This is a genomic window from Bacillus lumedeiriae, assembly GCF_044891285.1.
In the GTDB taxonomy this organism is placed as follows: Bacteria; Bacillota; Bacilli; order Bacillales; family Domibacillaceae; genus Pseudobacillus; species Pseudobacillus lumedeiriae.
The window spans coordinates 106,720-128,821 of record NZ_JAUIYO010000004.1; the positions used below are offsets into that span (position 1 = coordinate 106,720).

Genomic DNA, 22,102 nt, shown 5'->3' on the forward strand with positions numbered 1-22,102 from the left:
CACACCCCGCCTTTTATCCGTTCCCTATTGTAATACTTCCCGGTAACCATTATAAAAGAAAAAATGCCCGATAAAGTAAAAAAGTTTCAAATGAGTCCTATGCACTGATTACTAGGCACCTTCCACTTTTCTTTTGCCCAGCTGCAGCGTCTTGCTCCTCGGGTCAAATAACCTTCCCCCAACGAAGTCAAAAGGCGACTTCGTTGGGGGAAGAACATTTGCCTGTCCGAGCAAAACAGGCGCTTCCGCTTTTCTTCTTACAATGCCCTTTCTTTTACATTTTTAATCGATTTTTGAAAAAAACACCGCAAAAAGAAGGTTGGATTTCTTTTTGCGGTTATGTTTTCCTACATATTTCTTCTATACTGTCCTCCCACTTCGTAGAGGGCGGTTGTGATTTGACCAAGACTTGCTGTTTTTACAGTCTCCATCAGCTCAGCAAAAATGTTGCCGCCGCTGACAGCCTTTTCTTTTAAACGAATGAGTGCTTGTTTTGCTTCTTGTTCGTGCTGCTGTTGGAACCGGCGCAGTTCGCTAATTTGATGCTCTTTTTCTTCCGCTGTTGCCCGTGCCAGTTCCATGCTGTCAATCTCTTCTTCAGATGGCGGGTTCGGATTTAAGTATGTGTTCACGCCAATAATCGGAAGTTCTCCCGTATGTTTCAGCATTTCATAGTGCATCGATTCTTCTTGAATTTTTCCCCTTTGATACTGGGTTTCCATCGCTCCGAGCACACCGCCTCTGTCATTTAGACGTTCAAACTCCTGCAATACAGCTTCTTCCACAAGGTCGGTTAATTCTTCAATAATAAAAGATCCTTGCATCGGATTTTCATTTTTAGATAAGCCATGCTCTTTCGTAATAATAAGCTGAATCGCCATCGCACGGCGCACAGACTCTTCTGTCGGTGTTGTGATTGCTTCATCGTAAGCGTTCGTATGAAGAGAGTTGCAATTATCCTGTAAAGCCATAAGCGCCTGCAGCGTTGTGCGGATATCATTAAAATCGATTTCCTGTGCGTGAAGTGAGCGGCCCGATGTCTGGATATGATACTTTAATTTTTGCGACCGTTCATTTGCACCATATTTATCACGCATCGCTATCGCCCAAATACGGCGTGCTACCCGGCCAATCACTGTATATTCAGGGTCAAGGCCGTTTGAAAAAAAGAAAGATAGATTCGGAGCAAAGTCATTAATGTCCATGCCGCGGCTTAAATAGTACTCCACGTATGTGAAACCGTTTGCCAGTGTAAAAGCAAGCTGAGAAATAGGATTCGCTCCCGCTTCAGCAATATGGTAGCCCGAGATAGAGACAGAATAATAATTCCGGACAGACTCATCAATAAAATATTGCTGAATATCCCCCATCATCCGCAAGGCAAATTCTGTAGAGAAAATACACGTATTCTGCCCCTGGTCTTCTTTTAAAATATCTGCCTGCACCGTTCCACGGACGGTTTTCAATGTTTGTGCCCGCACATTCTTAAATTCTTCGATGGTCAGCACACGGCCAAGCTCTTCCTCTTTCTTCTTCACCTGCTGATCGATCGCTGTGTTCATAAACATCGCTAAAATAATCGGAGCCGGTCCGTTAATCGTCATAGAAACCGACGTAGACGGATGACAAAGATCAAAGCCGTCATACAACTTTTTCATGTCATTCAATGTACAAATGCTTACGCCGCTCTCTCCTACTTTTCCATAGATATCGGGACGATGATCCGGATCTTCTCCGTACAGTGTGACAGAATCAAAAGCGGTACTTAACCGCTTCGCATGATCATCTTTTGATAAGTAATGAAAACGACGGTTCGTTCTTTCTGGGGTGCCTTCCCCGGCAAATTGCCGTTTAGGGTCTTCCCCTTTTCGCTTAAACGGAAAGACTCCTGCCGTATACGGGAAATCGCCTGGTACGTTTTCCTTATAGACCCAACGGAGAATTTCTCCGTAATCCGCAAACTTCGGCAGTACTACCTTGGGAATCTTTAGTCCCGATAAGCTGACTGTTGTCAGCTCTGTGACTATTTCTTTGCCTCGAATGACCGCAACATATTCATTTCCCGCGTATTTTTCCTTTTGTTCACTCCAGCCGGCAAGCACTTTTTTCGACTCGGCTGTAAGCTGATTTTCTATGGCTGTTTTGAATGTTTCGAGTGATTGGATTACTTCTTCACCCGCTTGATTGCTTTTTGCTTCTTCCAATGCACCTTCAAGCTGGAATAAACGCCGGGCGGCGTGCACCTGCTCCTCTGCTTTTTGATGATAGCGGCGTATAGTTTCTGTAATTTCCCTTAAATAGTAGCGCCGGTCATTCGGAATGATCACATGCTGCTGGGCTATATCCGCTTTCTTACTGAAGGGCACACTCCACTTTTTTCCTGTTTTTTCATTGATCTTTTCCACAAGCGCGGCAAACAAAGCATTCGTGCCCGGGTCGTTAAATTGGCTGGCAATCGTCCCGTATACAGGCATGCTATCCAGCGGTTCATCAAACAATTGATGGCTGCGCTGGTACTGCTTTTGGACTTGGCGTTTTGCATCTTCTGATCCTTTTCTTTCAAACTTATTAATGACGATCAAATCAGCGTAATCAATCATGTCGATTTTCTCAAGCTGTGATGGAGCCCCAAATTCACTCGTCATCACATATAGGGATAGATCAGCAATTTCTGTAATCTCAGCATCTCCTTGGCCGATTCCACTCGTCTCAACGATGACTAAATCATAGCCTGCTGCTTTGACCACACTGATGGCATCTTTAATGGCCAGCGAAAGCTCCGAACGAGAATTACGGGTAGCGAGACTCCTCATAAAGACTCGGTCGGAAAAAATAGCATTCATCCGTATGCGGTCGCCTAATAGTGCACCGCCTGTTTTTTGCTTCGTCGGATCTACTGATAGAACACCAATCCTTTTATCGGGCCATTCATTAAGGAAACGGCGGATCAGTTCATCTGTTAATGAGCTCTTTCCTGCTCCTCCTGTACCGGTAATGCCGATAACCGGCGCTTCGCTTTCTATCGCCTGCAGTTGATCAAAAATGGCTTTCGCTTCTGCCTTTTGAGCTTCTTCCGCCTGTACCTGACTTTCGGCAAGAGAAATAAACTTGGCTGCAGCGCCAATATTTCCTTTTTTCAACTCAGCAATTTCGTCCACTATCGAACTACCTATAGTAGGAAAATCGCACTCTTCCATCATTAAGTTAATCATGCCTTGCAGCCCGTTGATCCGTCCGTCTTCAGGAGAGAAAATCCGGGCAATCCCGTAATCATGCAGCTCTTTTATTTCCCGTGGAATAATCACCCCGCCCCCGCCTCCGTAAATACGGATATGCGGGCACCCCTTTTCTTTTAACAAGTCATACATATATTTAAAGTACTCAACGTGGCCGCCCTGGTAGGATGAAATCGCGATTCCCTGCACATCTTCCTGAATAGCAGCATTCACCACCTCTTCAACGGAGCGATTATGTCCTAAATGAATGACTTCCGCGCCGCTTGATTGTAAAATACGGCGCATAATATTGATCGATGCGTCATGTCCATCAAACAGACTGGAAGCTGTCACAAAGCGAATGTGATGTGTCGGCTTATACACCGTCACCAGCTGGCTCATTCTTCTCCCCCCTTTATGTTATGCCTTGTAGCCATCAATCCCTGAAAAAAGCAACTCCGTCTGCAAATTGATATACTCTTCAATCGTAAAGTTTTTTTGCAAAGCCCAACGGCGAAACGCCCACATCTGCCCCTGAACAAAAATATTTTGAGCGAGCATATGAAGCTGCTGACCTCCCAGGTGAAGTTCTCCATTCTCTATACAGCGGTGAATAAGCCTCTCAAACATACCAACCATGTCCATCTCCTTTTTCAGTACATAGGGCAGTGCGTCTTTCGGAAGCGACTTTGTTTCCTGATACATAACGAGCACTTCATCCTGCATGTCGTCTACCACTTTAAAATAATAACCAATCCCAAGTTTCAGGCTTGCGAGCGTCCCGGCCTCTAAATCAATTTGCTGCAAACGGCCCTTTACTTCATCGTAGATACTGTCGCACACTAAATAAAGGACATCTTCCTTTGTCCGGATATACTCATAAAGCGTACCGATACTGAATCCAGCCGCTTTAGCGATCTCCCTCGTCGTTGTCCGGTGAAACCCCTTTTGCTTAAACAAATGAACTGCTCCTTTAATCATCTCAGCGCGCCTTTTTTGAATTAATTGCTCATCTTTTACAGATGCATGTACTTTTCTCTTATCTACCTTCATTTTTTTCAACCACCTTTATCGCAACATAAGGAAGAGCAGAAAAGCGGAACCGTTCTTGCCTGCTCTTCCTTGCTTTAACTGTTTTGTTTACTGCGTCTACTATGTTATTCCATACCTCGAACACTTTGTTCACCTTCTCAAACTTTTCCGGGTTACTTCGTGATCATTCTAGAAATGACGAGACGCTGGATTTCTTGTGTTCCTTCGTAAATTTGAGTAATTTTAGCGTCCCGCATGTAGCGTTCGACAGGGTAATCTTTCGTATAGCCATAGCCTCCGAAGATTTGAACGGCCTCTGTCGTTACTTTCATGGCTGTATCTCCAGCCATGAGTTTGGACATGGCTGATTCCTTTCCGTACGGCAAATTGTTGGATTCAAGCCAAGCCGCCTGGTATGTGAGCAGACGGGAAGCTTCAATCGCTGTTGCCATATCTGCTAATTTGAATGAGATCCCTTGGTTCACTGCGATCGGCTTGCCAAATTGTTTACGCTCTTTCGCATAAGCAATCGAAGCATCAAGTGCTCCCTGGGCGATGCCTACAGCCTGGGCGGCAATGCCGTTGCGACCGCCATCTAGTGTCATCATCGCAATTTTAAATCCCTCTCCTTCCGAACCGAGAACATTCTCCTTCGGTACGCGGCAGTCTTCAAAAATAATCTCCGTTGTCGGGGACGAGCGAATTCCAAGCTTTTTTTCTTTTTTGCCGACGGAAAAGCCCGGAACATCTTTTTCTATAATAAATGCAGTTGTTCCGCGCTGTTTAGCAGACGGGTCTGTTAGTGCAAACACAATATAGATGTCAGCGATACCGCCATTCGTAATGAAGATTTTCGATCCGTTTAAAATGTATTCATCCCCTTCTAAACGGGCAGTTGTTCTCATGCCGCCTGCATCTGAACCGGAACCAGGTTCTGTTAAGCCGTATGCACCAATTTTTTCTCCTTGAGCCATCGGAGTCAAATACTTTTGCTTTTGTTCCTCCGTCCCAAACTTATAAACCGGCCAGCCGGCAAGCGATGTGTGGGCAGAAAGCGTCACACCTGTTGAAGCACAGACACGTGATAACTCTTCTACAGCAATACAGTAAGCTAAATAGTCGCTGCCAATGCCACCGTATTCTTCCGGCCACGGGATGCCCGTTAAGCCGAGTTCTGCCATTTTGCGAAAAATCTCCATATCAAAACGTTCTTCTTCGTCCCGCTCTGCCGCTGTTGGCTCAACTTCGTTTTTAGCAAAATCACGCACCATTTTCCGAATCATTTCATGTTCTTCTGTCAGTTGGAAGTTCACTTTATTCCCCTCCTTTATTGGATGAGCTGTTTACTGATGACCATTTTTTGAATTTCGCTCGTACCTTCATAAATTTCCGTTACTTTGGCATCCCTAAAGAACCGTTCAACCGCATATTCTTTTGTATAACCATAGCCTCCGTGCACCTGCACCGCTTCAATGGCCGCATCGACAGCTATTTTAGAAGCGTATAGTTTCGCCATTGATGCTTCTTTCCCGCATGGCAGGCCTTTTGCTCGTAAATCAGCTGCTCTGTAAACGAGCATTCTCGCTGCCTCGATACTTGTTGCCATGTCGGCAAGTTTAAAGGAGAGCCCTTGCTGTGCAGCAATAGGTTTACCAAATTGCTTGCGTTCTTTAGCGTATTTGACTGCTTCTTTTAACGCTCCTTCAGCAATTCCCAGTGCCTGGGCAGCGATGCCGATCCGCCCTGCATCAAGATTAGCGAGCGCAATTTTAAATCCTTCGCCTTCACTGCCGAGCAGGTTCGCTGCCGGTACTTTCATCTCTTCAAATGTCAACTGCACCGTACGCGAACCGTGCAGACCCATTTTATGTTCGTCTTTGCCGATCACGAGCCCTGGTGTCTCTTTCTCTACAATAAATGCAGAAATCCCCTTCGCACCTGCTGTCGGCCCGGTCGAAGCAAAGACGATATATGTATCTGCTTCTCCCCCGTTCGTGATGAATACTTTTGACCCATTTAGAATATAATGCTCCCCTTGTTTGACTGCTCTTGTTTTTAAATTAGCCGCGTCTGACCCGGCGCTCGGTTCTGTTAAACAGAACGCACCTAAATATTCGCCTGAAGCAAGTTTCGGGATATAGTTGCGCTTTTGCTCTTCGCTGCCAAAATACAGAATTGGATTCGTGCCGACAGATGTGTGAACGGATAAAATGACCCCGACTGTGGCACTGACTTTTGACAGTTCATTGATAGCAATAATGTAAGATACAAAGTCCATTTCACTGCCGCCATATTCTTCAGGAACGGTAATTCCCATTAAGCCAAGTTCTGCCATCTTCTTGATCACTTCACGTGGAAACTCCCCTTTTTCCATTCGTTCAACAAAGGGTACAATTTCGCTTTCCGCAAAATCTCTCACCATTTTCTGCATCATCTGCTGCTCTTCTGAGAAACGCAATTCCATACTTTTCGCCTCCCGTTGTTTAGATTCAGCGCCTTATTCGTATGTGTAGAACCCGCGTCCTGCTTTTCTGCCGAGCCAGCCAGCCTTTACATATTTGCGAAGTAATGGGCATGGACGGTATTTATCGTCACCAAACCCATCATGCAATGTTTCCATAATATATAAACATGTATCAAGTCCAATAAAGTCAGCCAATGTAAGCGGCCCCATCGGATGATTCATCCCGAGCTTCATCACCTCATCAATGGCTTCTTTCGTGGCCACTCCTTCGTACAATGTGTAAATGGCCTCATTGATCATAGGCATTAACACTCGATTAGATACGAACCCCGGAAAATCATTCACTTCGACCGGCATTTTCGAAAGGGTATGTGTCATCTCTTCGATCGTTTGGTAAACTTCATCCGCTGTCGCTAATCCACGAATAATTTCAACGAGCTTCATAACTGGTACTGGATTCATAAAATGCATGCCGATCACTTTCTCTGGCCGTTTCGTCGCTGCGGCAATTTCTGTAATCGGTAAGGAAGAGGTATTGGAAGCAAGAATGGCATGTGCTGGAGTAATTTCATCAAGCTGAGAGAAAATTTTACATTTAACAGTCATATTTTCTACCGCTGCTTCAATGACGAGGTCAACGTCTTTTGCATCCTGCAAATCAGCCGACTGCGAAATCCGTGCGATAATTTCTTCTTTTTCCCGGCTTGTCAGACGATCCTTTTTTACTTGACGCTCAAGGTTTTTTTCAATACCTCCAAGCCCCCGTTGTACGGCTTCTTTTCTAATATCATTCAAAAGCACTTCATAACCAGCTTGAGCACAAACTTGAGCAATCCCTGATCCCATTTGTCCAGCCCCGACAACCATCAGCTTTTTCACTTTCATCTTTTCTCCTCCAATGCATTGGCTGTTTTCCCGTTTATACGCTTGCTTTTTCGCCTTATGGGCCGTGTACTCGTTTGTATGCGCTGTTTTCTAGATTTGTGCACCGGCTGCCGCATTTTATGCGCGGACTTTTTTCATTTGTGCGCGAAGCGGTGAAATCACCGCTGCCGCTTTTCTTTGTCCAGCTGCAGGCGCCATCGGCTCGAGGTCACAAGTCAATCCGTCCAGAAGGTTAAAGAACAACCTTCCAGTCGGCTTGACTTGTGCTTGTCGCCGATAAGCGGGCGCCTTCCGCTTTTCTTTGTCCAGCTGCACCGCCTTGCTCCTCGGGTCAAATAACCTTCCCACAATGAAGCCAAAGAGCGGCTTCTTTTGGGGAAGAACATTTGCCTGTCGGAGCAGTTCAGGCGCTTCCGCTTTTCTATACCTCTATCATGATGGCGTCTCCTTGACCGCTTCCGCTGCAGATGGCCGCGATGCCGATGCCGCCGCCTCTTCTTTTTAGTTCGTAAGCGAGTGTTAGGATGATTCTCGCTCCGCTTGCGCCGATTGGGTGGCCGAGTGCGATGGCTCCGCCGTTCACATTGACTTTTTCGGGGTCAAGTTCTGCAATTTTACTGCTTGCGAGTGCAACGGCCGCAAAGGCTTCATTCACTTCGAATAAATCAATGTCCTCCAGGGATTTGCCTGTCTTATTCAATATTTCATTGATGACGAGTCCAGGTGTCTGTGGAAATTGGCTCGCTTCTACCGCTACTTCCGCATGACCGATAATGACAGCAAGCGGTGTTTTCCCTTCTCTTTGTGCCCGCTCATCACTCATTAATACAAGCGCTCCTGCTCCGTCGTTAATTCCTGGTGCGTTGCCGGCTGTAATCGTTCCCTCTTTGCCAAACGCCGGCCGCAGCTTTGCCAGCGCTTCTTTTGTCGTGTCTTTACGAGGTGCCTCATCTTGTTCTACTTTTATTGGATCACCTTTTCGCTGCGGCACTTCCACAGCAGCTATCTCTTCTGCGAGTTTGCCCGATTCGATGGCGGCCACCGCCTTTTCATGGCTGCGAACGGCCCACTCATCCTGCTCTTGCCTTGATAAATCAAATTCCTCCGCTGTGCTGTTACCGTAGCTTCCCATATGGACCCCCGTGTAACTGCACGATAATCCGTCATGGATCATTAAATCAACCATCGGCGTGTCTCCCATCCGCATGCCCCAGCGGCCTTTTAAAAGAGCGTAAGGAACATTTGACATGGATTCCATGCCCCCCGCGACGATCACTTCTTCATCTCCAGCACGAATAATTTGATCGGCTAATGTCACACTTCGTAATCCCGATGCGCATACTTTATTAATCGTTTCTGTTTTCACTTCCCACGGAATGCCTGCTTCCCTCGCCGCCTGTCTTGAAGGAATTTGTCCTTGCCCTGCCTGAAGCACGTTTCCGAAAATGACCTCGTCCACTTGCTCCGGCCCCACCCCTGAACGTTTTAACGCTTCTTTTATCGCTATACCGCCCAGCTGCGATGCCGACAAGGTGCTCAAACCTCCGCCAAACTTTCCGAAAGGTGTACGTGCTCCATCGATAATGACTGTTTTTACCACACTTAATTCCCTCCTTCATCTATCTTTCAAGGTAAAATACCTTAAAATTTGACTGAACGCTCGCTCAAGTAAAGATCATGAGGAAGTGAAACAAAAGTGTCAGACCCCACAAATGCAAGATTGCAGGTGGGGCCGGACCCTTTTGGCATTAGCACAATCATTTTAAAATATATGCGTGAACAAAAAATTCAGAATAACAGGCACTAAAAATGATTAAAAACAACTGCCCCATAAGCGCCTAGGTCTTTCTTGAACATCCGCATATACTGTTTATGACGGTGGAGAGCTTTGACATCACGTTTTTAAGCTGAGCTCTACTTTTGCTCTTTTTCTTCTGCGGAAGCCATTTCAGCAACGACCGCTTCTTTCTGTTCTTCTGCTTCGGTACCGTCTTCGTCCGGAAGGTTCATTTGTTTCGGCAAACCAAAAATGGACTTTTCCAGCAGTTCTGCTACATCATAAGTCGCGACTTCTGCTTCTGCTTCTTTCGCTTTTGTTCCGTCAGAAAGCATCGTTAAGCAGTACGGACAGCCTGAACTGATAACGGATGGATTCACAGCAAGCGCCTGCTCCGTACGCGCTACATTTATACGGTGGCCTGTGTCTTCTTCCATCCACATTAAGCCTCCGCCAGCGCCGCAGCACATGCCGTTTTCCCGCCGGCGTTCCATTTCGATCAGCTTCACGCCAGGAATCGACTTCAAGATTTCCCGCGGCGGATCGTACACATCGTTGTAGCGGCCAAGATAGCATGAATCATGAAACGTAATCTTTTCGTTGACTGAGTGTTTCGGCTGCAGGCGTCCTTCTTTGACAAGTTGGTCCAGCAACTCTGTATGGTGATACACTTCTGCTGTAAATCCTACGGCTGGATACTCATTTTTAAAAATGTTATACGCATGCGGATCAATCGTTACGATTTTCTTTACATTATTTTTCTCAAATTCCGCAATGTTGGCTGCCGCGAGCTCTTGAAATAAAAACTCATTGCCAAGACGGCGCGGTGTATCGCCGGAGTTTTTCTCTTTGTTGCCGAGAATCGCAAATTTCACGCCCGCTTCATTCAACAGCTTGGCAAATGACAGGGCGATTTTCTGGCTGCGATTGTCAAATGCACCCATCGATCCGACCCACAGCAAATATTCAAACTTTTCGCCAGCCTTTTTCATTTCTTTTACCGTCGGCACGTGGACATCATCACGAAGATCACGCCAGTTTTCTTTTTCTTTTCGATTTAGGCCCCACGGGTTTCCCTGCCGTTCAATGCTTTGCATCGCACGCTGGGCTTCCGGATCCATTTTTCCTTCCGTTAACACGAGATAGCGGCGCAGATCAATAATTTTGTCCACATGTTCATTCATTACTGGACATTGGTCTTCACAGTTACGGCACGTCGTACACGCCCAAATCTCCTCTTCGGTGATGACATTGCCGATCAGGTTTGAAGGATAAAGTTCCGCAGCGGTTTCTGCTCCTCCTCCCCGTGCGGCACTAGCTAAAGCAAGCTGATTGCCCTTCGTATTCGAGAAAGCAAATGCCGGTACCCATGGTTGTTTTGATGTAACCGCGGCTCCTGTATCTGTTAAATGGTCACGCAGCTTAACAATCAAGTCCATCGGCGACAGCATCTTGCCTGTACCGGTTGCCGGACACATATTCGTACAGCGGCCGCACTCCACACAAGCGTAAAAGTCGATCATTTGCAGCTGGTTAAAGTCTTGAATACGGCCAACTCCGAATGATTCTTGCGTTTCATCTTCAAAGTCAATTGGTTTCAATGTGCCTGGGCGATCCAAACGATGGAAATACGTATTGATTGGCCCGAAAATTAAATGAGCATGTTTAGACTGTGGAACGTATACGAGAAATGCCATCAAAACAATTAAGTGCACCCACCAGGAAACATAGAAAAAAGCAATGGCGGCATTTGTACCAATCCACGAGAACATCACAGCCACCGCTGAGGCTGCCGGTTCAAAACCCGTCCAATGAATAGCCGCCCCTTCGTGCCAAACGAGGTCCATGCCGTTTCCGATCAGTACTGAAAGCATAAGCAAGCTAATAAAAATCAGCACAAGTCCGCTTTTCCAACCGCGTTTTAAACGAACGAGCTTTTCAATATAGCGGCGATGAAAGGCCCAGACAACCGCAGCGAGAATCATTAGTGTTACGAATTCCTGAAAAAACTTGAAGCCTCCATACAGCGGTCCAAGCGGCAGATGTGCACCCGGTACGATGCCTTTAATAATAAAATCAATAGCACCAAGCTGAACGAGCAGGAAACCGTAGAAAAACATGACATGGATCATACCGCTTTTTTTGTCCTTTAGCAGCTTCTTCTGGCCGAATACATTGACTCCGATTTTTTTGAAGCGTTCTTTCACATCGTGGTCAAATTCTTGTTTTTTGCCTAATTTAATGTATTGGTAACGAGTTTTCAACAAGTATACGAACAAATAAACCCCATAAGTGATGACCAAAACAGCAGCAATAAAGTTGACCCATAACCATCCATTCATTGTCTACGCTACACTCCTCTCCAAGATAGCGGCATCTTTTCCCCCTCATTTAAATAGTAATATTATTCAGAATATTTATACCTCCATTATATTATGAATGAACGCTCAGTCAACAAATCCTTTAAAATATTTTTAAGTCATACATTTACGAGAAACTTTTTTTCTTTTTGGGAAGGCTAGAAATAATGCTGATTTTTAAAGGAGGAAAAAGGCGCATGTGGATATTTTTCTGGCTCGTTTTCTTTATTATATGGCTCGTGCTTGACCTTTATTTCGGCCGGAAAAAAGCAAAAACACACCCTGTGAAACGAACGTATCCGAGCAGAAAAGGAGAAATTGATTTTTTCTGCAGCGGCCCTGAATTTTTCAAACAGTTGTTCTTTGACATACAAAATGCCCGTAAACGTGTTTACTGCCTTTTTTATATTATAAAAGACGATCAATTATGCCAAGATTTTTTCCAGTTATTAAAGGAGAAAGCGAAAAGTGGAATCGATGTATATTTACTAATGGACTGGCAAGGATGCCGAAAAGTGAAAAGGCGGCATATTCATGATTTAGAGCAGGCCGGGGTGCATGTGGGGCTTTTCGGAAAACCGCGGTTTCCTTATTTCTTCTTTTCCTTCCAGCAGCGCAATCACCGGAAAATCACAGCCATTGATGGAACGGTCGCCTATCTCGGTGGATTCAACGTCGGGCTCGAATATATTAATCAAAGTAAAAATCTGCAGCTTTCTCCTTGGAGGGATTATCATTTGCGCCTTCATGGCGGAGGAGCCATGGACCTGGAGGCAGAGTTTATCGCTGATTGGAATCAAGAAGGAAGACCTTTCCTGCAGCCATCCAGCATGGTGCCTACAATCGATCCAGCAAGTACACCACATATGATTTATCCATCGGGTAATGGAAATCTCGAGAAAAAGATGGTCGATATGATTCGCGGAGCTCGTTCATCCATTTTTATTGGCACACCCTATTTCATTCCGACGCAGCCGATCTTTGATGAGCTCTTACACGCTTTAATACGCGGTGTTAACGTTACTGTCCTTATTCCTAAACATAAGGATCATCCACTCGTACAAGAAGCAGCCTTTCCCTTTTTGCGCCGAATGCTCCTTTTTCCAAACGCACGCGTGCAAGCATTTACGAACGGATTCTATCATGCAAAAATCACCATGTTTGATGATGAAGTATGTGATATCGGTACAGCTAATTTTGACACCAGAAGCCAGTTGATTAATTTCGAGTGTAATTGTTTTATTTATAGCCGGGCATTTATCGACCGGATTCGGCCTATTCTTGAAGAAGATCTCAAAAACAGTCAGCCGTTTACACTGGAGGATTTGTTTGATCTTACTTTCTCCCAAAAGATGAAAGAGAAAACCGCCCATTCGATAAAGGGGTTTTTGTAAGAAAAAGAGAGGATTCTTTTGTTGAAGAAGAACACTGACAATGGTCCCATTCATCTAAAAAAGCTTGCGCCGACCCTTTATCGTGCCGGCACAAGCTCCTTCTTTACATTTTTTCCGGTGCAGATACACCGATTAGTTTCAAGGCGTTTTTCAATGTAATTTGTACAGTTTTCACTAAAGCAAGACGCGCTTCTGATAATTCTTTGTTGCTTGGATCAAGTACTTTTTCCGCATTGTAAAAACTATGGAAGGCTGCGGAAAGTTCTTGGATGTAGTTAGCCACTCGATGAGGAATACGTTTTTCAGCAGCTTCAGCGACCACTTGCGGGAAGTCACCGACTTTTTTCAACAAGTCGATTTCTTTTTCAGCGCCTAAAAGCGACAAATCCGCTTCTTTATTAATAGCAATTCCTTGTTCTTCTCCCTGACGCAAAATGCTGCTAATGCGGGCATGGGCATACTGTGCATAATAGACAGGGTTTTCGTTTGACTCGGAAATAGCGAGGTCGAGGTCAAAATCCATATGCGTATCGCCGCTTCTCATTGCGAAGAAATAACGAACAGCATCAAGACCTACTTCTTCAACAAGCTCCCTCATTGTTACTGCTTTTCCAGTCCGTTTGCTCATTTTCATTTTTTCACCGTTTTTGTACAGATGAACGAGCTGAATGATTTCGACTTCTAAATTGTCTGGATCATATCCAAGTGCCTCAACCGCTGCTTTCATCCGAGGAATATAGCCGTGGTGATCCGCTCCCCAAATGTTAATAACCTTTTCGTAGCCACGCTCAAATTTATCTTTGTGATAAGCAAGGTCCGGTGTTAAATACGTATATGTGCCGTCATTTTTCACAAGAACGCGGTCTTTGTCGTCTCCGAATGCTGTCGAACGGAACCAGACAGCTCCTCCTTCTTCGTAAATGTGGCCTTTTTCACGCAACACCTTCATTGCTTCATCAATTTTTCCGTTTTCATAAAGAGAAGTTTCTGAATACCAAACATCAAAAGGAACGCGGAAATTTTCAAGATCCTTTTTTAATTTTTCCATTTCATACGTTAAACCGTACTTTCTGAAAGTTTCGTACCGTTCTTTTTCCGGCATACCGGCAAATTGATCACCGAATTCATCTACAAGTCTTTGTCCAATGCCAACGATGTCTTGTCCGTGGTAACCGTCTTCCGGCATTTCTTTCTCTTGACCGAGTGCTTGGAAATAACGGGCCTCAACAGAAAGTGCCAAGTTATGAATTTGATTGCCGGCATCGTTAATGTAATACTCTCTCGTTACATCGTAGCCAGCTTTTTCAAGCACATTGCATAGGGAATCACCGACAGCCGCGCCGCGGGCATGGCCAAGATGAAGATCTCCCGTTGGGTTGGCTGATACGAATTCCACTTGCACCTTTTGATTGCTGCCGGCATTCGTTCTTCCGTAGTCATCACCTTCATTAAGCACAACCGGAATTAAGTCTGTTAAATAGGCGTTATTCATATAAAAGTTAATAAATCCTGGTCCGGCAATTTCAATTTTCTCGATAGATGCTTTCGACAAGTCAAAGTTAGCAATGATCTCTTCCGCAATGGCGCGCGGTGCTTTCTTCGCCACACGAGCCAGCTGCATCGCCATATTCGTTGAATAGTCACCGTGCGCCTTCTCCTTCGGTGTCTCTAAAACAACAGTCGGAATTTCCTCTTTCTGTGCCAAGCCGGCCTTCAATACAGCCGCCTGAACTTCTGACTTTAACTCTTCTTGTACCTTCTCTGCCACGTTCATATATATACCTCCTTATGATTCTTTCCTATGTTCAACCAGCAGGGAGCTGTAAAGCGCTTAAATAAATCCCTTTACATACTTTTAAACGTTATTTTCAATGTATAATTGCCAACTGGTGTACCCTGCATCAATAAATGATAGTCCAGCTGGAATGTTCCTTCGAGCTGTGATTCTTTATATGTATGGCTGTGAGACAGCTGTTTTGTTTGAGTAATCATGGCCAGCGTACCGTGGGGACTCGTATACGAACCATTCATCTGCTCTTTCTTATTAAACGGGAGTCTCATGTTCACCGCACCGCTGCGCAAAATGACAGTACTGTTTTCCGAAAACTTTACGATCGTTTGCACAGTGCCTTCTTCTTGGATCTCGTCATACTTTAGAAAACAGGTACCATTTTTCTCATAAAATTCTCCGGGCAGCAAGAGTTCGTATGTCTCTTTCTCTCCCTCATGCTCAATCACTGTTGTTAAATGAATATTAACAGGTATATGGGCTTGCTGGTTTTGTGTCAAGCTGTTCACACCTCTTTAAAAATTCTCCTTATAACTTATTAAGTATAAAAATGTTTGTTTCAAAATGCAATGGACATCCCCTAAATTTTAGCTTTAAACGGGATTAAAAGGGCCGAACTTGTGGTAATCAATAAAAAAAGATGGGAGTTGTTAAAATGAATGAAGTGAAGAGAGCATATGCTGTCGATCCGGCCGCTAAAGAAATTTTACCGGCTGATGAAGGGAAAGGCCATTTCATCATACAAGCGACGGCCCAAGAAGCCGCTTTTATTAAAAAAATATTTGAAGAATCCTATTCTGCTGAAATCGATACGTACGTGCGGTCTCATATTCCTTATCTTGATTATTCTCATGATAAAGAAAACGACCGTTACGATCAGTCGCTTATTGTCCTATACAGTCTAATCCATAAGTTGGGCGACGAGAAAACAAAACGTCACATTGCCAGCATGGGCATTTTGAATAAGCACCGGCTGAATGACGAAAAAGATTTTTAATAGAATAGCGGCATGTTGGATAAAAGACTGGTCCTCTGTCTTTAAAACGTTTCTTTGAGTCATTGCCGCTTTCACTGCTTGATTTATAAAAACAGGGTTGTCCCTCGACCGTTGATCACTCGCGTTTGGGACATCCCCTGCTCCATTACTTTTTATTTACGAGTCCCCAGCCCAAAATCATTTCACGGATAAGCTTGGAGGCTGTATTCGCTGTCTGTTCAGATGTATCATAGATTGGCGCTACTTCCACAAGGTCACCGCCGACGACGTTGACTTCTGACTTAGCAATCTCATGAATCGAAGCAAGCAGCTCTTTAGATGTAATGCCGCCAGCATCCACCGTTCCTGTACCAGGGGCATGTGCCGGGTCCAACACATCAATATCGATCGTCACATATACTGGCCGGCCGGCAAGCGTCGGCAAAATTTCTTTCAACGGCTGAAGCACTTCAAATTTAGAAATATGCATGCCGTTTTCCTTTGCCCATTGAAATTCTTCTTTCATGCCGGAGCGGATACCGAATGAGTGAACATTCTCTGGACCAATAAGCTCAGCAATTTTACGGATCGGTGTAGAGTGAGAAAGCGGTTCTCCTTCGTACTCTGTACGTAAATCCGTGTGAGCATCCATATGAATAATCGCTAAATCAGGATATTTCTTCGCAACGGCTTTCATCACAGGCCAGGAAACGAGATGCTCGCCGCCCATGCCAAGCGGAAACTTCCCATCTGCTAATAAGCCATCAATATAGTCTTCAATTAACTCAAGGCTTTTGCCAGCGTTTCCAAACGGCAGCGGAATATCACCGGCATCGAAATAATTAATTTCTTCAAGTTCGCGGTCTAGATATGGGCTGTATTCTTCCAGACCGATCGATACTTCACGAATTCGCCCTGGTCCGAAACGAGAGCCGGGACGATAACTGACTGTCCAGTCCATCGGCATACCATATAGGACCACTTGACTTTTCTCATACTCCTGCTGGGCACCGATAAAAATATTGCCCGAATAGGCTTCATCAAAACGCATAGCTTTCCCCACCTTTTTCTCAAACTTACGGCTAGATTACTTAGTTAAATCTTGTACAAACTTAGGCAAAACAAATGCCGCTTTATGCAGCTCTTTCGTATAATATTTCGTTTCAATCTCGTGGAAACGCTCGTCGCTTACTTCGAGTGGATCATACTTTTTAGAACCAATCGTAAATGTCCACATTCCACTCGGGTACGTTGGAATGTTCGCTGTGTACAAACGAGTAATTGGGAAAATTTCTTTTACATCGCGCTGTACCTCACGGATTAAGTCCGCTTTAAACCACGGATTATCTGTCTGTGCTACGAAAATACCATCTTCTTTCAACGCCTTTGAAATCCCCGCATAAAACCCTTTCGTAAATAAGTTGGCAGCCGGTCCTACTGGCTCTGTCGAATCCACCATGATGACATCATATTCATTATCACTATTAGCAATATGCATAAAGCCATCATCTACGCGTACATCTACACGTTCATTTTCTAATTCTCCGGCGATTTCCGGTAAGAACTTTTTCGAGAACTCGATAACTTTGCCATCAATATCAACGAGTGTCGCTTTCTTTACGCTAGGGTGCTTTAACACTTCACGAATGACACCGCCATCGCCGCCGCCGACAACGAGGACATTCTCGGGATTCGGGTGAGTAAATAACGGCACGTGGGCGACCATTTCATGATAGACAAATTCATCTTTTTGCGAAGTCATTACCATGCCGTCCAAGAACAGCATATTTCCCCACTCTTCTGTCTCAGCCATTTCTAAATATTGAAAATCCGTTTGCTCTGTATGCAATGTCCGCTTAACCTTCATCGTAATACCAAAGTTAGCTGTTTGCTTTTCTGTATACCAAAGTTCGCTCATATCATCTCTTCCTTTCTGCAAATGATATATTCTTTCCATTTGCACTGAAAAAAGTATAGTGGAATTCAACAAAAATTCAAGTTATTTTTTCCTTTTCTGCCGCCTCGCGCGAAAATATCCCTTTCTTACGTTTAAAATTGAGAGAATTTTTTCATAATGTTTATAATTATTCTTTTTAAGGCAGGTAAACTCACATGATCATTATGATCCTGTCAAGCTATGTTAAAACAGTGAAATGGATACGTGCAGGCTTGTTTCTTGGATTTTTTAGTCTGGCTGCGGCATTGCTGCTTGTAGGGGCCGGTTTTTTGTATATGAGGCTATTGGGTGAACCAGAAGTAGCCGTACCACAGTCCACTCTTTATTTTTCCGCTGATGGACAAGTGATCGGTGAAAGCCGTGCCAGCGAGAAAAGATATTGGGTCAATCTTGATCAAGTATCTCCTCATTTGGTCCAAGCTACTCTTGCTGTCGAGGATAAAAAGTTTTTTGATCACCACGGTTTTGACTTCAAACGGATAGCAGGTGCCGTTGTTGCTGACATTAAAGCAATGGCAAAAGTACAGGGCGCCAGCACGATCACTCAGCAGTATGCCCGTAATCTTTATCTTTCCCATGATAAGACATGGAAACGCAAACTATCTGAAGCCATGTATACGATGCGGCTTGAAATGAATTATACGAAAGAACAAATTTTAGAAGGCTACTTAAACACAATCTATTATGGCCACGGTGCATATGGGATCGAAGCAGCCAGCCAGTTTTATTTCGGAAAAAAAGCAAGTGCATTGACCTTGGCGGAAGCAAGTATGCTCGCTGGTATTCCGAAAGGTCCATCTATTTATTCACCGCTCGCCTCTCTCACAAAAGCGAAGGAACGGCAGAATGTTATCTTACAGCAAATGGAAAAGTCCGGAGTCATTACAGCATCACAGCATAGACGAGCGAGTGCCGAAAAACTCCGTATCATCGGTGAACACTTGCATACAGACATAGAAATCGCTCCTTATTTTCGGGAAGCTGTTCAACAAGTACTCGCTGATAAGCTTGGTGCGGATGAACAAACAATTGCACTTGGCGGTTTACGTGTATACACGACACTGAACAGGGAACATCAGCGCATTGCTGAACAGACGATTAAAAAAGTGATTGCTGACGACTCTGACGTACAGCCTGCTTTCGTTTCCATTGAACCGAAAACACACTTTGTGACCGCCCTATCCGGAGGGAAAGACTTTAAAGAAAGTCCCTACAATCGGGCTGTTCAGGCGGTTCGCCAGCCGGGTTCCACTTTTAAGCCGTTTTTATATTATGCGGCACTAGAAAATGGCTATACACCGGCGACTCAGTTAAAGAGCGAAAAAACAACGTTCCAGTACGACAATGGCCGGGAAATGTATCGACCAAGCAACTTCAATCACCGTTATGCGAACGCAGAGATTACTATGGAACAGGCGCTCGCTGTTTCAGACAACATTTATGCCGTTAAAACGAATTTATTTTTAAAGCCTGAGACACTCGTTAAAACAGCGGAGCATTTCGGTATCTCCACTCCGTTAAAGCCGGTGCCTTCCCTTGCACTCGGCACTTCAGGTGTTCGTGTGCTTGACATGGTCAACGCCTATGCCACCATTGCAAATGGCGGAAAATACGAGGAGCCTGTTTTTATTAAACGAGTGGAAAGCGCAAACGGCGACGTCATCTATGAGCATGAAGCAAAAAGCGAACAGCGCTTCGATAAAAAACAGACAGCTGTACTCACTCACATGATGACGGGAATGTTTGACAAAAATTTAAGCAGTTATGCGAATGTAACAGGCGCCTCGATGGCTCCAAAAACCACTCGGCCTTATGCTGGCAAATCAGGGTCAACCCCTTATGATTATTGGATGATTGGCTTTACCCCCCAAATCACTGCCGGCGTATGGACTGGTTACGATAATGGCAAAGAAATAAAAAAAGTGGCCGATAAGCATTACGCAAAAGCCATCTGGCTTGACTTTATGGAAGAAGCCCATAACGGAAAACGGGTAAAAAACTTCCCTATGCCAAAAGGGGTGACTGCTGTCACGATCAATCCCGAAAACGGAAAAATAGCGAGCAGCCACTGTCCAGTCACAAGGAACATGTACTTCATAAAAGGGACAGAACCTGAAAAATACTGCACAGATCACTCACCAAAAAAGAAAAAACCACAAAAGAAAGAAAAAGAAGAGAATTGGATACAACGGATTTTCCCTATATTTTAAAACGAAAAGCGGAAGCGCCTGGTCTGCTCCGACAGGCAAATGTTCTTCCCCCAAAGAAGGCGCTCTTTGACTTCATTGGGGGAAGGTTATTTGACCCGAGGAGCAAAGCGCTGCAGCTAGACAAGAAAAGCGGAGCCGACTGCTCTGAGGCGACAAGCATATGCCAGGCTGACGAAATGGCGTTTTTCAGCCATACAGTCAGACTGGCATATGACCTCGAGCCACAAGGAGGCGGAGCTAGACAAGCGAAAAGCGGAAGGCGCCCGCTTATCGGCGACAAGCACAAGACGAGCCTCACGGAAAGGCTGTTCTTTACCTTTCTGGGAGGATTGGCTTGTGACCTCGAGCCGATGGCGCCTGCAGCTAGACAAACGAAAAGCGGAAGCGCCTGTTCTGCTCCGACAGGCAAATGCTCTTCACACAAAGAAGTTGCTCTTTGACTTCATTGGGTGAAGGTTATTTGACCGGAGGAGCAAGGCGCTGCAGCTAGACAATACAAAAATCGCAAGAAAAAGCCCCGGGTGTGCGGCCCGGGGCTTTTTCTTGTCCTAGCTTATGCAATTTATGCATTACCTCAAGTGTACTTTCTTTCTAGTTATTGGGCAAGATGGGAATGTAATTTTCAGAAAACGTTCAAACATCTTTCACAAAAAAGGAAATAAAAGGTTTTAGTTATTAAAAGCCACTCGCTTTCTGTGGCGCTCATGCCCCTTCTGGGCCCTCCGCTTCAGGCTGATGGTGACTACATTAGACTTTGTCTAAAAGGGTGATTATTCTGTCAATCCTTCTTTTAATTCCGAGGAAGAGTTCTCCCAGATCTCCGCATTATGTTCTTGTAAAAAAGCTTTCAGCACTTGTTTAGAGTGTGCATCCATATGATCGACGATAATATGACTTTTTAATGATTTATCCATCCGGTTCACATGCTCCGGCAGCGACTTGTAGCCACGTCGCTTTTCGCGGTTTACAGTCAATTCACAAGCCGTTACACCTGCGTAAAAAGGCCCTTTTTCCCCGTGATCCACCGTTACCCATACGAGCCAGAACGGTTTGGCGCCTTCTGGGACTTCTTCTTTGTTCGGCAAAAATTTAATTCCTTTTTCAACAGCACTGCGGGCGTGCATGGCGCCGACATCAATAAAAGCTTCCCCTTCCTCGACGTCAATAAAGACGGGTGATACATTTTCCAGAGAAAGCGCCCCTTTTCCAAAGCCCTTATGGCCATCCATTGGATCATTTTTAATAATATTAAAGCCGATCTTTTGCTTGTTATCCATAAAACATACTCCTTTCTTTCAGATGTATTTTAGCCGAATAATGTCATAAAAACAGTATCAAACCCTTGAATGACAGCGGGCAAAATGATACTGAAAATCGGCTGAATCGTGTATTGGTACAGCGGTGTAATGACAATAATTAAAAAAATCAGCGTGCCAAACTGCTCATACTGAGTTAATTTAATCCGGGTAGAAGGAGACACCAAATCCTCAATGATCCGGTAACCGTCCAGCGGCGGCAGCGGCAGCAAGTTAAACACAAATAAGACTACATTCAGCCAAAGCATCATTTTAAATAAATCAATAAAAAATGGCGGCATCCCTACGTCTACGGAAAAAAACAAAATTCCGTAAGCAATCGCTGCAATGACAAAGTTGCTGAGCGGCCCGGCAAGCGATACTAAAATCCCGGCAAGACGGGGGTTTTGAAAATTCCTGCGATTTACCGGCACAGGGCGCGCCCAGCCAAAGCCCGCAATTAAAATTAAAATCGTTCCAATCGGATCAAGGTGATGAACAGGATTAAGCGTCAGTCGGCCTTGATCTTTCGCTGTGTCATCTCCAAATTTATAGGCGACATACGCATGAGCAAACTCATGAAACGTAAAGGCCACTACTAGCGTAATAATGACAAATGGAAGTTCCTGTAATGAAAAAGCTAAAAAGCGCTCCAAATGATAAACCCCTTTTTCGTTATTGTACCTTATTTAAGTAAAAATTTTCTGCCTATTCTTACTTTACCTTATTGCTTGTCCTCTTTGAAAAG

Annotated in this window: 18 protein-coding genes; 4 read left to right on the forward strand and 14 right to left on the reverse strand. The window is 44.7% G+C overall.

What is annotated here, in order from left to right; all coding sequences use genetic code 11:
* Positions 1-347 precede the first annotated feature (347 nt).
* The 8 genes from icmF to QYG89_RS08165 form a co-directional block, all read right to left on the reverse strand.
* Positions 348-3,617: a fused isobutyryl-CoA mutase/GTPase IcmF gene (icmF, locus tag QYG89_RS08130; RefSeq protein ID WP_404316415.1), complete on the reverse strand. Its 3,270-nt coding sequence runs from the start codon at positions 3,615-3,617 to the stop codon at positions 348-350.
* Positions 3,618-3,635: 18 nt separating this feature from the next.
* Positions 3,636-4,268: a TetR/AcrR family transcriptional regulator gene (locus tag QYG89_RS08135; protein ID WP_404316417.1), complete on the reverse strand. Its 633-nt coding sequence runs from the start codon at positions 4,266-4,268 to the stop codon at positions 3,636-3,638.
* 152 nt (positions 4,269-4,420) lie between these two features.
* Positions 4,421-5,560 (reverse strand): acyl-CoA dehydrogenase, encoded by a 1,140-nt coding sequence (locus tag QYG89_RS08140; RefSeq protein ID WP_404316419.1) that lies wholly within the window; start codon positions 5,558-5,560, stop codon positions 4,421-4,423.
* A gap of 14 nt (positions 5,561-5,574) precedes the next feature.
* Positions 5,575-6,711: an acyl-CoA dehydrogenase gene (locus QYG89_RS08145; RefSeq protein ID WP_404316421.1), complete on the reverse strand. Its 1,137-nt coding sequence runs from the start codon at positions 6,709-6,711 to the stop codon at positions 5,575-5,577.
* A gap of 33 nt (positions 6,712-6,744) precedes the next feature.
* The gene (locus tag QYG89_RS08150; RefSeq protein WP_404316424.1) at positions 6,745-7,596 is read right to left on the reverse strand and encodes a 3-hydroxybutyryl-CoA dehydrogenase; all 852 of its coding nucleotides are present in this window, start codon (positions 7,594-7,596) and stop codon (positions 6,745-6,747) included.
* Between the two features lie 117 nt (positions 7,597-7,713).
* Positions 7,714-7,911: a hypothetical protein gene (locus QYG89_RS08155; RefSeq protein WP_404316426.1), complete on the reverse strand. Its 198-nt coding sequence runs from the start codon at positions 7,909-7,911 to the stop codon at positions 7,714-7,716.
* A gap of 106 nt (positions 7,912-8,017) precedes the next feature.
* Positions 8,018-9,196, reverse strand: coding sequence for an acetyl-CoA C-acetyltransferase (locus QYG89_RS08160; RefSeq protein ID WP_404316428.1), 1,179 nt, complete (start codon positions 9,194-9,196; stop codon positions 8,018-8,020).
* 314 nt (positions 9,197-9,510) lie between these two features.
* Positions 9,511-11,715 carry a heterodisulfide reductase-related iron-sulfur binding cluster gene (locus tag QYG89_RS08165; protein WP_404316430.1) on the reverse strand — a complete coding sequence of 735 codons (2,205 nt, stop codon included), beginning with the start codon at positions 11,713-11,715 and terminating at the stop codon, positions 9,511-9,513.
* Positions 11,716-11,930: 215 nt separating this feature from the next.
* Here QYG89_RS08165 and QYG89_RS08170 point away from each other — a divergent pair, with 215 nt between their 5' ends.
* Entirely contained in the window at positions 11,931-13,127 is a 1,197-nt protein-coding gene (locus tag QYG89_RS08170; protein ID WP_404316432.1) for a phospholipase D-like domain-containing protein, read from the forward strand.
* A gap of 103 nt (positions 13,128-13,230) precedes the next feature.
* Here QYG89_RS08170 and argS read toward each other — a convergent pair whose 3' ends face one another.
* Entirely contained in the window at positions 13,231-14,901 is a 1,671-nt protein-coding gene (gene argS, locus QYG89_RS08175; protein ID WP_404316434.1) for an arginine--tRNA ligase, read from the reverse strand.
* Between the two features lie 71 nt (positions 14,902-14,972).
* Complete coding sequence (locus tag QYG89_RS08180) at positions 14,973-15,416, reverse strand: DUF1934 domain-containing protein (protein WP_404316436.1); 444 nt, start codon at positions 15,414-15,416, stop codon at positions 14,973-14,975.
* Positions 15,417-15,571: 155 nt separating this feature from the next.
* Between QYG89_RS08180 and QYG89_RS08185 the strand changes: the two genes are divergently transcribed.
* Positions 15,572-15,913, forward strand: coding sequence for a hydrolase (locus QYG89_RS08185; RefSeq protein WP_404316438.1), 342 nt, complete (start codon positions 15,572-15,574; stop codon positions 15,911-15,913).
* 145 nt (positions 15,914-16,058) lie between these two features.
* Here the strand turns inward: QYG89_RS08185 and speB are convergent, their stop codons facing one another.
* Positions 16,059-16,943 (reverse strand): agmatinase, encoded by an 885-nt coding sequence (gene speB / locus QYG89_RS08190; RefSeq protein WP_404316440.1) that lies wholly within the window; start codon positions 16,941-16,943, stop codon positions 16,059-16,061.
* A 36-nt stretch (positions 16,944-16,979) separates the two neighbouring features.
* Complete coding sequence (speE, locus tag QYG89_RS08195; protein WP_404316442.1) at positions 16,980-17,810, reverse strand: spermidine synthase; 831 nt, start codon at positions 17,808-17,810, stop codon at positions 16,980-16,982.
* A 194-nt stretch (positions 17,811-18,004) separates the two neighbouring features.
* Between speE and QYG89_RS08200 the strand changes: the two genes are divergently transcribed.
* Positions 18,005-20,059 carry a transglycosylase domain-containing protein gene (locus QYG89_RS08200; RefSeq protein WP_404316444.1) on the forward strand — a complete coding sequence of 685 codons (2,055 nt, stop codon included), beginning with the start codon at positions 18,005-18,007 and terminating at the stop codon, positions 20,057-20,059.
* Positions 20,029-20,499 (forward strand): hypothetical protein, encoded by a 471-nt coding sequence (locus QYG89_RS08205; protein ID WP_404316446.1) that lies wholly within the window; start codon positions 20,029-20,031, stop codon positions 20,497-20,499. Before QYG89_RS08200 ends, QYG89_RS08205 begins: the two co-directional genes overlap by 31 nt.
* Before the next feature lie 330 nt (positions 20,500-20,829).
* On the opposite strand, the gene QYG89_RS08210 is transcribed toward QYG89_RS08205, so the two are convergent.
* Complete coding sequence (locus QYG89_RS08210; protein WP_404316447.1) at positions 20,830-21,336, reverse strand: YwhD family protein; 507 nt, start codon at positions 21,334-21,336, stop codon at positions 20,830-20,832.
* A gap of 29 nt (positions 21,337-21,365) precedes the next feature.
* Positions 21,366-22,010, reverse strand: a complete 645-nt coding sequence (locus QYG89_RS08215) for a site-2 protease family protein (RefSeq protein ID WP_404316449.1) — start codon at positions 22,008-22,010, stop codon at positions 21,366-21,368.
* Positions 22,011-22,102: the final 92 nt, after the last annotated feature.